The sequence below is a fragment of the Streptomyces sp. NBC_00212 genome (assembly GCF_045206365.1).
Classification (GTDB): Bacteria; Actinomycetota; Actinomycetes; order Streptomycetales; family Streptomycetaceae; genus Streptomyces.
On sequence record NZ_CP108115.1, the window covers coordinates 292,219 to 304,316 of the forward strand.

16 protein-coding genes and 1 pseudogene are annotated in these 12,098 nt (G+C 68.5%); 9 read left to right on the forward strand and 8 right to left on the reverse strand.

All coding sequences use genetic code 11. The features are described 5' to 3' along the window. Positions 1 to 69: 69 nt before the first annotated feature. The 4 genes from OHA17_RS01655 (at position 70) to OHA17_RS01670 (ending at position 3,287) form a co-directional block, all read left to right on the forward strand. Positions 70 to 264: a hypothetical protein gene (locus OHA17_RS01655; protein WP_406503330.1), complete on the forward strand. Its 195-nt coding sequence runs from the start codon at positions 70 to 72 to the stop codon at positions 262 to 264. A gap of 360 nt (positions 265 to 624) precedes the next feature. Then, positions 625 to 858 (forward strand): hypothetical protein, encoded by a 234-nt coding sequence (locus tag OHA17_RS01660; RefSeq protein WP_406503332.1) that lies wholly within the window; start codon positions 625 to 627, stop codon positions 856 to 858. A gap of 82 nt (positions 859 to 940) precedes the next feature. Further along, on the forward strand, positions 941 to 2,461 hold the full coding sequence (locus OHA17_RS01665; RefSeq protein ID WP_406503334.1) for an immunity 49 family protein: 1,521 nt from the start codon (positions 941 to 943) through the stop codon (positions 2,459 to 2,461). A gap of 376 nt (positions 2,462 to 2,837) precedes the next feature. Next, entirely contained in the window at positions 2,838 to 3,287 is a 450-nt protein-coding gene (locus OHA17_RS01670; RefSeq protein ID WP_406503336.1) for a hypothetical protein, read from the forward strand. Between the two features lie 524 nt (positions 3,288 to 3,811). Here OHA17_RS01670 and OHA17_RS01675 read toward each other — a convergent pair. The 5 genes and pseudogenes from OHA17_RS01675 to OHA17_RS01695 form a co-directional block, all read right to left on the reverse strand. Further along, entirely contained in the window at positions 3,812 to 4,045 is a 234-nt protein-coding gene (locus OHA17_RS01675) for a hypothetical protein (RefSeq protein WP_406503338.1), read from the reverse strand. A 91-nt stretch (positions 4,046 to 4,136) separates the two neighbouring features. Continuing rightward, positions 4,137 to 4,277: a hypothetical protein gene (locus OHA17_RS01680; RefSeq protein ID WP_406503340.1), complete on the reverse strand. Its 141-nt coding sequence runs from the start codon at positions 4,275 to 4,277 to the stop codon at positions 4,137 to 4,139. Between the two features lie 78 nt (positions 4,278 to 4,355). After that, entirely contained in the window at positions 4,356 to 4,748 is a 393-nt protein-coding gene (locus tag OHA17_RS01685) for an IS3 family transposase (RefSeq protein WP_406503342.1), read from the reverse strand. A gap of 197 nt (positions 4,749 to 4,945) precedes the next feature. Continuing rightward, entirely contained in the window at positions 4,946 to 5,170 is a 225-nt protein-coding gene (locus OHA17_RS01690; protein WP_406503344.1) for a hypothetical protein, read from the reverse strand. 437 nt (positions 5,171 to 5,607) lie between these two features. Continuing rightward, positions 5,608 to 5,718 (reverse strand): annotated as a pseudogene (locus OHA17_RS01695) (helix-turn-helix domain-containing protein); the annotation flags it as partial. Positions 5,719 to 6,310: 592 nt separating this feature from the next. On the opposite strand from OHA17_RS01695, the gene OHA17_RS01700 reads away from it, so the two are divergent. The 3 genes from OHA17_RS01700 to OHA17_RS01710 all read left to right on the forward strand — a co-directional run bounded on the left by OHA17_RS01700 (position 6,311) and on the right by OHA17_RS01710 (position 8,632). Next, positions 6,311 to 7,327: a hypothetical protein gene (locus OHA17_RS01700; protein ID WP_406503346.1), complete on the forward strand. Its 1,017-nt coding sequence runs from the start codon at positions 6,311 to 6,313 to the stop codon at positions 7,325 to 7,327. 817 nt (positions 7,328 to 8,144) lie between these two features. Then, positions 8,145 to 8,315 carry a hypothetical protein gene (locus tag OHA17_RS01705; RefSeq protein ID WP_406503348.1) on the forward strand — a complete coding sequence of 57 codons (171 nt, stop codon included), beginning with the start codon at positions 8,145 to 8,147 and terminating at the stop codon, positions 8,313 to 8,315. Positions 8,316 to 8,386: 71 nt separating this feature from the next. After that, positions 8,387 to 8,632 carry a hypothetical protein gene (locus OHA17_RS01710; RefSeq protein ID WP_406503350.1) on the forward strand — a complete coding sequence of 82 codons (246 nt, stop codon included), beginning with the start codon at positions 8,387 to 8,389 and terminating at the stop codon, positions 8,630 to 8,632. Between the two features lie 288 nt (positions 8,633 to 8,920). On the opposite strand, the gene OHA17_RS01715 is transcribed toward OHA17_RS01710, so the two are convergent. Then, positions 8,921 to 9,121 (reverse strand): hypothetical protein, encoded by a 201-nt coding sequence (locus OHA17_RS01715; protein WP_406503352.1) that lies wholly within the window; start codon positions 9,119 to 9,121, stop codon positions 8,921 to 8,923. Between the two features lie 455 nt (positions 9,122 to 9,576). Here OHA17_RS01715 and OHA17_RS01720 point away from each other — a divergent pair, with 455 nt between their 5' ends. Then, positions 9,577 to 9,780, forward strand: a complete 204-nt coding sequence (locus tag OHA17_RS01720; RefSeq protein WP_406503354.1) for a hypothetical protein — start codon at positions 9,577 to 9,579, stop codon at positions 9,778 to 9,780. Positions 9,781 to 9,893: 113 nt separating this feature from the next. Here OHA17_RS01720 and OHA17_RS01725 read toward each other — a convergent pair whose 3' ends face one another. Then, entirely contained in the window at positions 9,894 to 10,109 is a 216-nt protein-coding gene (locus OHA17_RS01725) for a hypothetical protein (protein WP_406503356.1), read from the reverse strand. A 51-nt stretch (positions 10,110 to 10,160) separates the two neighbouring features. On the opposite strand from OHA17_RS01725, the gene OHA17_RS01730 reads away from it, so the two are divergent. Then, positions 10,161 to 10,745, forward strand: a complete 585-nt coding sequence (locus tag OHA17_RS01730) for an IS5 family transposase (protein ID WP_406503358.1) — start codon at positions 10,161 to 10,163, stop codon at positions 10,743 to 10,745. Between the two features lie 94 nt (positions 10,746 to 10,839). On the opposite strand, the gene OHA17_RS01735 is transcribed toward OHA17_RS01730, so the two are convergent. Further along, positions 10,840 to 12,084, reverse strand: a complete 1,245-nt coding sequence (locus OHA17_RS01735; protein WP_406503360.1) for an IS701 family transposase — start codon at positions 12,082 to 12,084, stop codon at positions 10,840 to 10,842. Positions 12,085 to 12,098: the final 14 nt, after the last annotated feature.

A 12,098-nucleotide genomic window follows, 5' to 3' on the forward strand; every position in this document is an offset into this window, starting at 1 on the left:
GACGATGTCGGGTCGGGTGCTCGCTCAGCGGTAGCACGTGTCGCAGAACACGGTGGCGAAGGCTCTGGTGTGTCCGGCGCCGGCCAAGCGGAAGAAGCCGCCGCCGCGCGAGAGCGAGCTGGAGCCGGTCTGGCGGCTGAGCACGACTTCGAACTCGTGGCGTACTCGACGGTGCGGGACTACGTGCACAAGGGCCGTCCGGAGCTGGTGCTGCCGGCCAAGGAGGGCCGCCAACACCTCGATGGGACCGTCCGCAGTCCATGAATCCGGGCGAAGAGGCTGAGGTCGACTTCGCGGACGTGTGTCTGGACCTGGCCGGTCAGTGACGCAAGTGCGTGCTGTTCACGCTACGGATGTCGTACTCCGGCAAGGCCGTCCACCGCGTATTCGCAACAGCCCCGCAGGAGGCGTTCTTCGAAGGCCACGTAGAGACGTTCAAGTCGCTGGGTGGTGTTGTCCCCTCGGTCCACATTCGGTACGACAACTCGAAGCCCGCAGTGAAGCAGGTGTTGTTCGGGCGTTCGCGCACCGATCCGGCTCGGTGGGCCGCCGCATTTCGATCTTGGGATGGATTTTCGGTGTTCTACTGCACCTGGTGAGGAAGGCGCCCATGAGAAGGGCGGAGTGGAACACGAAGGGGGGAGGTCCGCCCGCAAACACCTGGTCCCACCGCCCGAGATCGAGTCGCTGGCCGAGCTGAACGAGCGTCCAGCGGCGATCGACGTCGCCGAAGGTGCCCGGCACGTCTACGGCCGACCGACCTCGATCGGGTTCCATTTCGAGCAGGAACGGCCGTTCCTGCGACCGCTGCCCGCGGACAGCTATGAGTGCGGGAGCGGCCGGGTGACCATCACCTGATACTCCGGTCCGGCCCAGCGTGCGGGAGACCGCCGTGACGGGCCTGCTCTCCGAGCTGTGGGTACCTCGTACAGTTGGCAGGATGACATCACAGCACATGCACGAGTCCGGCCCGAATGCCTCCGGTGAGGGTGACGAGAGCGTCGAGGAGCTGCTGCGGGGCGCGCATGTCCGGCTGCTGGCCCTCGATTCGCTCACCCCGGAGATAGCCGGGGCCTTGCAGTACGCGCGGGTGGTGGCCGAGGGACTCGTCTTCGCCTATGCCCTGGACCGGCCAACCAGCGTGCGCATCCTGACGGACCGGGATGTGGAGCGGGTGGACATCGAGGCTCTGGGCGCGGCAGCGTACGGGAACCTGATGCGGGTTCCCGTCGAGCACGACGAGGTGCCGGTCGAGGGAGGGGTCCGGCTGCACACCGTCTACGGCGACTCGCATTTCGTCGCGAGTAAAGCCCTGTATCTGTCCGAGGCGGTCCGGCAGACCACCGGCGAGCCTCTCCCTGACGAGGGCGCCCTCGTCGTCGTGCCCAGCCGTCACAATTTCGTGTACTACCCGATTACCGACGGGTCCGTGGTCGACGGCCTCAACAGCCTGGCCGCATACGCGCTGGGTGCGTACGAGGACGGCGGCAAGACCGCCTTGTCGCCGCGGGTGTACTGGTGGCATCGCGGACGGCTCACCTCCCTCACCGCCATCGACCCCGACACCCGGACCTTCTCCTTCGACCTGCCGCCGCGGCTGCTCGCTCTGATGAAGAGCCTGACGCGCCTCGACCGCGCCGGGCGCCTGCCCACCCGCATGGCGCCCCAGGCGCCGCAGAATGGCGAACTTGCGCATTTTGCAGCCGAGTTGATCGACGGGCTGGCGCAGGACTCGGCCCGGCTCGGTGAGGCGTTCAGCGCGGCCGTCACCCTGGCTCATGCCCGTTGCGCCGACGACCCCGGGGCCGCGCACGTCGACACCTGGTACGCCTGGGCCACTGCGGTGCAGCTCGGCTGTGCGCGGTTCACCGGTGCCGAGCCGCAGGAATGCCACCTGGGCGAGGACCTCGTCGTCTCTCTCCCTGCCCTGGATGCCGAACCGCCCGCGGACGCCCGGGGCTGGCTGGATGCCCTCTACCTGGCGGTGGTGTGCCGCAAGATGGACCGGATCCGCCGGCTGTGCGACGTACCGTTGGAGCGACTGCGCGAGGACGACTCGGTCGACGCCTATGTCCTGCACTGGATCGACACGCTGCAGACCTACCTCTCGAACGGCTCCATGGACGACACGGTGCAGGCACTGACCGCCGCCATGAAGGCATCCATGCCGGACGCCGTGACCCACGCGCCAATGGACTTCATGAATCAGATCGACTACCAGCCGGTCGCCCTGTTCCACCGCCTCATCACGGCCGACCACACCGGGTTCGCTGCGACGCTCACCGAAGCCCTCAAGGACCACGCCGACTTCTGGGGCACCTCCACCGCGCCGCGCGCCCGCGTGGCACTCGGTCCACTCGCGATGGCGAGCCTGGCCTTCGACTGGGACATGCCGTTCAACCGGCAACAGGCTCATCTGCCCACCTATCTCCTCAACCGCGAGCGCATCGAGGACATCTGACTACCGGCTGCCCGCCGAGCAGTCGGGCCTGTACGTGCGGTCACCGAGCCAGAACCCGTTCACTGGACGCGCCCGATCGTCATCCGTAGAGATCCTGGGTCGCCGTGGGAATGTCCTGGTCATGCGGGTCATGCGGGACTTGTCGATGGCGAAGCAGGCTCTATTGACGAAGACGCCCGGGTCGGTGCTCAACCGGTTCACCGAGAGGGCGGGCCCGGCTGTGGTTGACATCCGCCGCACCGTCAGCGAGTTGGTGTGTCCGAGCTCTTGAGCCGTCACTCGGCGGGTCCACAGCTGGCACGGCCGCCGGATCCCCGCACCTAGGGAACGCCCACCCCCGCGCCGTAGTCTTGTCGTGATGTCTTTCATAGCCAGAATGTCCGAACGTCCTGCCGTGAAGCTGGCCTGGATCATCGTCCTTGGTGGCGCCGCCTCGGTCGTCGTGGGAGATCCTCTGTGGCGTTGGGTGTCCGGCCTCGGGCCGGGTGCCGGCTTCGCCTTCGGCATGTTCTGCGGCAGCGGCATTCTGTGCTGCTGGGCACTGGCCTCAGCCGCGCTGAGACGGCGGCAGTGGGTTCGCTGCATCGGCGCGGCAGCCCTCGGCTGCGTGGCGTTCCTGGCTCTGGCGTGCCTGGTCCCCGGGCGCAACGGCCGCCTCGTCGGCTCCATTGGCATGGCGAGCGACCGGCGCATGTGGGTGGAGGAGAACCCAGCTGTGTGGGTGGCCATCGGGACCGGCCTCGCCCTCGGCGCGCTGGCCGTCTGGCATGGAGCGCCTCGCCGCGCCACGGGACGACGACGGCGCCCCGGCTCCGTCAAGGAATAGTCGGCGACGGGCCCGGGTCACGTCCGTGGACGTGACCGGAGCACATGTCAACGGACCCGAAGTCGCTCGCGTCAGGCAGCGCGAACCATGGTCGCCGAAGCCCCAGGTCGGCCGGTGAACCAGGTTGCTCCTACCTCTACTTGTCGCATTGGGTCATGGGCCTCAGGCCTCTACCGCTCCATGTCCTTGGCGACCTCTTCCTCCGCAGGAGTGATCTCCTCAGCGGTTGATTTGGTGATGTCGGTTTCGGTGGCCCACTCCAGCCAGGTGCCTCGCGGCCTGCCCTGCGCCGAATGGTCACGATAACGCCGAGTTGAACGGCTCCGTCAAATGTGACGTGGCCAGGCACAGCGTGGGGGTGGGGCCGGGTCGCTCCGCATCGGCAGGTGGATCAACATCCGCGCCGAGGAGGTGGCAAGTTCCCACCCCGGCCTGGCGATCCAGTACTACCGGGCGTCCTGATCGAGGCAACCCCCTGGTATCCGTCCTGTCGGCCACGGGTCCACGCACCGATGGCTCGTTGATCAGCTGACGCTCATGCCGCGTTCAGGCCACTGTTTTCTTTCCTCGAAGACAGAATTGATCTTGCGGGAGGCCGTGAGGTAGGCGTAGTCGATTCGGTCGTCGTCCGGCATCGATGTGCGCGTTTTGGTCTGCATGGTGAGTCGGCGAGTCATGTGCTCGGGATCCTCACCGAATGAGTAGCAAATCGAATCAGATTGCTCGGATAGTTTTTTGAAGTAAACCATGGAGGCCATTACCACTCGCCTTAAAAATCTTCGCGGTTGTTCAGTGGGACTCGATTTTGCCAATTGCATGTCTCGTTGGCTACGCGGTGCGCGCCTCCACCTACTGGGCCCCGTGATCGGTGTGCATCACGGCTCCGGCGAGGCCGCTGCGGGTCCTCACTGCAGCGGCGAGGGCATCGGTGACGAGCTCTGTGCGCATGTGGTCGGCGATCGCCCAGCCGGGGCCAGGCGGCGTGAGCACAGGTCGATCACGGTCGCGAGACAGCAGAATCTCCCCCGCCGACGCTCAAGTACGTGATGTCACCGACATACTTCGTGTTCACCGACTTCGCCGTGAAGTCGTGGCCGATCCGGTTCGGTGCCTTCGCGGCAGCCTCATCCTCGATTGTGGTGCGGTGCCTGCGGCGCAGGCGGACTCCGACCAATCCGATGGCTGCGCATGATTTCGCGCGACGCGCTTGTGGTTCACCGCCTGGCCTCCACCGTCGCGGAGTTCGGCAGTGATCCTCGGGACGCCGTAGGTGCCGTCCGATTCCCAGTGAACCTCGCATATCCGGGCGGCGAGCTGCGCGGCGGCTGCCGTCCGGGCTGCTCTCGCGGCCGCGATGCGGCGCCAGTAGTAGAAGCTCGAGCGGGCGATGCCCGGGATGGTGCACAGCCGCTTCACGCCGTGCCGGCGGTGGTGGTTGGCGACAAACTGGAAGCGGGTCACCAGCGTGTCCCGAAATACCGGGCGGCCTTGCGCAGGATGTCCCGTTTCCTCAAGCTCGCGGACCCGCTTGCGTAAGGCCGTAACTTCCGCCGAGTCCGACGTCGGCGCGGCCGTCGGGGCCGCCCGAATGGGAGCGGGGGCGCCGTCCGTCGGCTGCCCGTGTCCAGTTGCGCAGCGTCTCGGTACGAACCCCCAGATCAGCAGCTACCGACTTGATTGTCGCTCCCAAGCAGGTAGCTGGCGTGCTGACGCTGGGTGTGCATGGCGTCGCTGGTCACGACCGCGCCCGCCAGGTCTGCGAGGGTCTCCAGCAGGGGCTGGAAGCAGGTGATCTCGTCGGTCTTATCGCCAACGTCGAGTTGGGCCAGGACCAGGCCGGAGAAGTGCTCGCAGGCGGCGAGTTGATGAATCTTGCTGCTCATGGCCCTGGCCGCTCCGCGCAGGGTCTTGCCGTCGACGCCACTGCGTCACGCCGGTCGGCCAGCCAACGGCCCACCGCCCGGTCCAACGCGTCGCCGTCGATGCGGCCCAGCAGCCGATGCACCGTCGCCTCCGCCGGCAGGTATCGCTTCGGGAACAGCAGATCGAGCCGTGTGCCGAGACGCTCCAGGACGGACGGCGGGGCCTCGGCGATCCCCCCACCCACCGCCCACAGGGAGTCGCTCCGGCCGGCACCGCGCACCCGGTCAGCGCGAGCATGACGACCAGGGCGTGCCGTACGCCGCACGGATCGCGCGGGTCGGACACCTGGGCCAGACCGCTCCGGCAGGCCCGGAATCTCCCCGGATACGGCCCAGGGATGCTCGCGGAGTTGGTCACGGGCAAGCGGGATCGGCGATAACGCTTCAGCAGGCACGGTTCATTCGCCCGCGGTGTCCTCCGCCTCCCAGCGAAGCAGGTCGCCCGGCTGGCACTTGAGCACCTCGCAGAGCGCGGCGAGCGTCGCGAAGCGTACCGCCTTGGCGCGGCCGCGCCAACAGCAAACCAGGATTCTCGCCTTCGGGGCGTGGCGGCTCTACCGGCTTCTTGGCCAGCGGCGGAGTCTTCGGCGGATAGCCGGTCGATGACCGTCCTCGCCGTCAGCGTCCAGCGGCACTGCCTCAACTGCCTCCCCACAACCGGGTGTTCAGGGCCAGGGGCGGGCCCGTGTTGCCCAGCGCAGACCCCCGACAGGGCCGGGCGGCAAGATGCCTCCGCCGCGCCTCCCCTGCCCCCGCCTCGCGAGGCCGGCAGCAGAACACGCAGCCTCAACGGCTTATCACCGGAACCGACTTGGCCCTCACCACCTCGATGCCACCCTGATGAGTGGAAGCCAGTAGCAGCTCCCAGACCGCCGTCTGGCGGCCGGTTGTGTCGCATGTCGGGTTGGCCAAGGTGCCGTTCGTCGGGTTGCGGTTGCCGTTGACCGCCGGGCCTGGGGCCCTCTCGGCTACGGTCCGGCCCGCGCTCTCGGCATGGCATGGGGGGAAGGAGGCTGGCCCGGTGCTGCTCCGCCGTGCGGTGGAGGGACCTGGTCCAGTGGCATGATGCGCCGCCGCGCCCAGCGCAACAGAGTTGTGTCCATGCGTGATCACCTTGAACGCCGAGCCCGCAGGCGCCGGCTTCTCGCCCGGTTCGCCGTCGTCGCGTGCCTGCCGTATCTGACACTGAAGCTGCTCTGGGTCGCCGGTGCCGACGTCGGAGTGAAGGACCTCGGCAGCCTGTCGCGGGGGCAGTGGATCGCGGCCAACGCGGTGACCTTCGGAATGGACGCCATCGCGGCGCTGATCGCCCACGTTCTGACCCGGCCCGGCGGGCGGCACGTGCGCGCGTGGCTGATCCTCTTCCCGATGTGGGTGGCGACGGGCATGCTCGTCGCGCTGACGGTCACACTGCCCGTGAGCCAGGGCGTCATCGCGACGACCGGCGCGCAGAACCCAGCCATGTCCAACGACATGCTCCGTCCCTGGGTGTTCGGCGTCGTCTACGGCGGGCTCGGCGCCGAAGGACTGGTCTTGCTCGCGGCATTCGCGCTGTACGCCGACGAGCGCTGGGGTGGACTGCTGCGCACCCGCGTGCGGGACCTGACCGATCCGGCCGGCACCCAGGGCATGCAGCGGGTGCTCACCGGAATTGCCCTGGGGTTCCTCGTCTCCTCGGGGATGCTGCACCTTGCGTGGGGACTGGGCTCGGACGTGGGCATGAACGCGCAGTGGATCGCCCGCCGGAACGCTATAGGCCGTACCGGCGACCTGGTGCACGGTCTGGCGGCGCTGGCCGGGGCGGCCGGCCTGCACGCGCTGGTGTTCCGCCGGTGGGCACGGGTACGGGCGCGCGTGCCGCTGGCGATGGCCTGGACGGGAGCGGGTGTCGTGTTCGGGTCCAGCGGCTGGATGGACATGGGTCGTTCGCCGGCCACGTCGGCTCTGCTGGACGTCGGCAACACCGCCGACCTGATCGCCGGACTGCTCACCCTGTGCGTCGGCTGCTTCGCGCTGACGGAGCTGACGGCCGACAAGGGCCGAACGATCCCACCGTCCGCACCTGGCTCTCACCACCTCGCCGCCGCGTCCCGTCCCGAACCACGCCCGGACCGGTGAACGGCCCGCACCCGAGGATCGGCGGACCAGCGAACAGAGCGTCCGGCCGCTCACCGAGGACGTGCGGATCACCGAGGACGTGCGGAATGCCCAGCGCGTCGGCGCCCCCGGCCCTGCGGCCGGATCGCACGGGTCCCATCGCCTCCACCACGACCCACCCAGCCGTCCTGGTGAGTGAGCTGGGCGCCGTCCTACCGCTCGCGGGCCGAGGCCCGCGCGGTGTCCCGGCCGGAACACGCCCATCTGGTACGGGAGTTGGGTGCCGGGACGGTGGCGGACCTCTTGGCTGACCTGCCCGAGCAGGTGTATGACGCGGTGCTCGACACCGTCGGCGTAGACGTGTCCTCGGCGCTCGTCGGGGGTGGTCGACCACGAACCCGATCCAGCTCGCCCTGCGGGCCGGACGCGGGCCGGTCGTCGTACTCGCCACGTACGCCTCCCCCGTCGACCTCGACTGACCCGCACTCAGATCCTCCCGCACCACCGCGCACTGCACGTCGCCAACGACAGCACCCCTCCGGCCAACACACCGCCGAGGAAACCCCGCCCCCGGCCCTGCCACCATCTCCGTCGGCAGCCAACGGTGGCGGCGATGGTGCGATGACGGGTTCGTGCTCAGATACCCGGGCGCAGGGCGCGCGGTTCGTAACTCCTCAGGGCGAGGGGCCCGTAGCTGTAACCGCCGCTTGCCTTCTGCGGCTGCCAAACCCGCCCCCCGTTCGGGTTCCCAAAGCGTGTCCATCCACCGACTTGAGCAGCCATACGGCAGCTTGGACCAGTCACCTACTCAAACCTCGACTACAAGAGGAAATGCCTCATGCGCCGCACCGCCGCAATCCTCCTCGCAACCGCCTGCATCCTCGGCCTCGCCACCACCACCGCGTCAGCCGACGGAGCCCCCGCCCCCGCCGCTGCCCCCGCCGTCGACCTCCCCACCGTCGCCGGGTACGTCATCCAAACCGTCACCGCACTCGGAGGCCTCAGATAACGCCGACGAAGTCCCTGACAGTCACCCCGCGTTAGACCGGCACCCCACCCCACGAGAACAGGAGAATCCCGATGCGTGTCCGCCCTATCGTCACCGCCCTGCTCCTGGCCGGCGCAGCCGTCATCCCCCTGTCCACCCCGAGCGCCGCAACACCCCACCCCACCCCTTTCGGGTCCTGCCAGCGGGAAGGAACCATGTCCGTCGGAGAGCAGGGGTTCTATACCTGCGCCCAAGGCCGGTACATCCCCCGCGACTGCCACCCCGGCGCCCGCCCCGTACAAATCACCCGGGACCAAGTCCTCTGCACCGACGAGTGACGGCGGTGGCTGCCCAGCACGGGGCCAGCCACACCACGTCACGGCCCGCACCCACCAGCGATGCCCGGCCACCCCGGCGGGACACCCGCTACAGGACGGTGCCGTACAGGGCGCGGCGGTCGCCGGACAGCTCACCGAGCTGGGTGAGGACCCGCGGCGGCACGAAGGCCGTCTGAATCACCGCATACGACAAGGGCGTCCGCAGCCATTGGAGCCGGCTGCGGACGCCCAGTCGACTGTACGGCCCCGCCGCGCTCCCGGGGTATCCGATGAAGGAACCTCTCACTGTCAGGAGGAGGAACGGTAGGGACCGTGGCCATCGTGTGGGTCCTCGCGGCCGACAAGGGCACCAGCCTGCGTGAAGCCGATGATGGACTCGGCCTTCACCAGCGGCGTCCCCACCGGGTCACCGTCGCGGCCGACTTCGGCAACACCAACGCGCTGATCCCGGACGGGTTCCGCCTTGACCTGCTCAAACTCATCGCGCACCAGACCAGCGCCCGGCCTGCCCGACGAGCACGTCGTCATCGTCGTCGCCGAGCACAACTTCGGGGCGTCGTCCTGGAAATGGCGGGCGTACCCACTCAGCGAGTCCGAGTACGAGTACCCCAAGCAGTGACACCGCACAGAACGCGAGCAGGGGCTGGATGAATCCGGGCCCTGCTCGCGTTCCGTGGTGCGGCCGGTCAGCGACGGTCCCATCGGATCGGGTACGACACCGTCGGCGTGGGCTGGGGCTTGTTCCCTCAGCCCGGGAGCTTGACCAGATACACCGCCATCTACTGGAGCCGGGGCGCCTGCCTACCGGAGCCGCCTGTGCCACCGGTCCCGGTGGTGCTGCCGAAGCCAAGGACACCAGGGGGCGCAGGCGAGTCAGACCCGACTTGGGGTCCGCGGGAACGCCTCACCGGCCAGGCCCACCCGTATCATGCGACACTCCTCGGATGCCTTCCTGGATAACCCCGCGCCGTCTGGGCGCCGCCGTGATCCTGTGTGCCGTGTTCGCGTCCGGCTGGTTCCTCGGCCAGCCCGTATACGTCCCCGCGTGCACCATCGACACCAGCCGCCGCTACAGCGACTACATCGCGGCGGAAAGATGCACCACCCGGCCGCGCTTGATCGCCTGGATCAACGGCGACTTGAGGTAACCGCCCTGCCAAGCCGCCACCGACCCGCCGCGCAGCCGGCCGCACAACGGCATCACGCTCTCCCCGGACGGCTCGCGCCGCTGGCACTCGCCCTGCCGGCTCTGCCCCTACGCCTACCTCCAACGCCGCCCGCCGTAATCCTCGTGTACGAGCGTCGGCCGACCGGTGAGCAACGGGCGCTGAGCGGGGGCCAGTTGATGGTCTCCGTCCGGGTTCGTCCAGGGCAGCACGCGCGGGGAGTGCTGCCACTCGGCTCCGAAGTCGTAGAGGTAGCCGAGCGGGTAGCTGGGTGCGCACATCGTCGATACCGGGGTGTCGGGCCGTGACACGTCCAGAGGACGTGAGTAGAACGCACAGGTCGGGGCCCCGGTCGAGTGCTGATGTGCCCGGCACCGGCCCCCGCGCGACTTCCCGCAAAAGGGGGCGGTACGCGTGTGGACACCGATGGGCGTGAGGCGTTGGGGCGCTCACGGGGCGGACTGACCTGCAAGGTCCATCTGCTGGCAGACGACCGTGCCCGACCGCTGGTCTGGCTGACCTCGCCCGGCCAGCGGGGCGACAACCCCATGCTCGTCCCGGTGCTGGAGAAACTACGGATCGGGCGGCGCGGGCCAGGCCGTCCGCGCAGCCGTCCGGACCGATTGCGTGGCGACAAGGCGTACTCCAGCCGCGACACCCGCGCCTACCTGCGGCGGCGGCACATCAAAGCCACCATCGCGCAGCCCGACGACCAGCGTGAACACCGTCGCCGGCGAGGCCGGGCCGGCGGCCGTCCCCCGGCCTTCGACAAGGCCCAGTACCGCCGCCGCAGTGCCGCCGAGCGGTGCGTCAGCAAGTGGAAGCAGTTCCGCGCGGTCGCCCGCAGGTACGACAAGCGCGACTACATCTTCAACGGCACCCTGACCGTCACCGCGATCGCCATCTGGCTCCGCGACACCGTTCAAGAGCCGTCAGAAACGACCTAGTACTCCAGTGAGAATTTGTGTCCTGGGCTGGTTCTTCTTTGGTAGTGGCAGCGGCGGGCGGTGGCTTGGTGGTGTCTGCGCCAGTGGGACCAGTTCAGTGCGTGAAGTCGTCTGTCCTGGTGGGGTCTTGGGTGGGGAAGCAGAGTGTCCAGAAGGCGCCGGATCTCCGCCACGGTGAGAGGGACGAGGCTGGCGGTGTCGTTTCTGCAGCCCCCTTTGCGGCCTCCTGGGCCTGGGCCGCGAGGGCGGTCAGGAGTGCGTGGGCGAGCATGGCCAGGGTGATGTGCCGGTACCAGCCCACGTAGCGGCGGACCTCGTATTCGTCCAGGCCGCACTCGTTCTTCGCAGCCTGGAAGCATTCTTCGACGGCCCAGCGCGAGCCGGCGATCCGGGCCAGGTCGCCCAGGTCCGCATCGACGGGTGCGTAAGCGAGGTAGTAGGCGAGTTCGCTGGGGTCGGAGAGGCTGCGGCGGGCCATCACCCAGCGGTGGTGGGTTGGTGGGTCCGGATCGAAGACGATGTTGACGGGGAGCTTCGCCGCCGCCCAGTCGAAGACGCGTGGTCCCTTGGCACCGTTGCCACAGGACAGGGTCTGCCAGGCGTCGGCCGGGGCGTCGTCGATGAGCTCATCAATGCGCCAGACGCCGGCCAGGGACTTGATCTGCTGGGACTTGGGGACGGCCACCACGTAGCCGAGGTTGTGTTGTTCGAGCAGGCGGCGGAAGGACCAGTCCTGTCCGTATGCCTCGTCTGCGGTCACCCAGGCTGCCGGAAGGCCGGCTGCCAGGCAGCGGCGGACCATGGCTTTGGCCAGCTCGCCTTTGGTGGCGAAACCCCGGGCGTCGGGGATTTTGGCCGCCCGGCACCGCTCACGGTCTGTCGTCCAGGACTTGGGAAGATAGAGTTCGCGGTCCACCAGGGCCCGGCCGCGTGCGGTGGCATAGGCGGCGAACACCCCGATCTGGCAGTTGTCGATCTTTCCGGAGGTTCCGGTGTACTGCCGCGACACACCTGCCGATGTGGTGCCCTTCTTGATGAATCCCGTGTCATCGACGATCAGCACGCCGTCCGGGCCGAGGTGTTCGGCGACGTATCCACGCACGTCGTCCCGCACCGCATCAGCATCCCACCGGGCACCGTTCAGCAGATGCTGCAGCCCCGCGGGATCACGATGGCCTGCGTACTCCGCCAGCTGCCAGCCGTTCTTCCGGCTCACCGGCGCCAGCAGCCCCCGCACGTAATCCCGCATCCGCCACCGCAGATCAGCCCGCCCGAACCGGCCCGCCACCCGAGCGAACACCGACTCCAACTCCGCTGCCCAGCAATCGACTTCACCCATCCCCACCATGACTG

Bases quoted from the DNA above. Each gene is read 5' to 3' on its own strand.
- OHA17_RS01710 (WP_406503350.1), top strand. From the start codon at position 8,387: ATGCGTGTCCGCCCTATCGTCACCGCCCTGCTCCTGGCCGGCGCAGCC.
- OHA17_RS01735 (WP_406503360.1), bottom strand. From the start codon at position 12,084: ATGGGTGAAGTCGATTGCTGGGCAGCGGAGTTGGAGTCGGTGTTCGCT.
- OHA17_RS01665 (WP_406503334.1), top strand. From the start codon at position 941: ATGACATCACAGCACATGCACGAGTCCGGCCCGAATGCCTCCGGTGAG.
- OHA17_RS01700 (WP_406503346.1), top strand. From the start codon at position 6,311: ATGCGTGATCACCTTGAACGCCGAGCCCGCAGGCGCCGGCTTCTCGCC.
- OHA17_RS01670 (WP_406503336.1), top strand. From the start codon at position 2,838: ATGTCCGAACGTCCTGCCGTGAAGCTGGCCTGGATCATCGTCCTTGGT.
- OHA17_RS01720 (WP_406503354.1), top strand. From the start codon at position 9,577: ATGCCTTCCTGGATAACCCCGCGCCGTCTGGGCGCCGCCGTGATCCTG.
- OHA17_RS01690 (WP_406503344.1), bottom strand. From the start codon at position 5,170: ATGAGCAGCAAGATTCATCAACTCGCCGCCTGCGAGCACTTCTCCGGC.
- OHA17_RS01705 (WP_406503348.1), top strand. From the start codon at position 8,145: ATGCGCCGCACCGCCGCAATCCTCCTCGCAACCGCCTGCATCCTCGGC.
- OHA17_RS01675 (WP_406503338.1), bottom strand. From the start codon at position 4,045: ATGGCCTCCATGGTTTACTTCAAAAAACTATCCGAGCAATCTGATTCG.
- OHA17_RS01730 (WP_406503358.1), top strand. From the start codon at position 10,161: ATGTGCCCGGCACCGGCCCCCGCGCGACTTCCCGCAAAAGGGGGCGGT.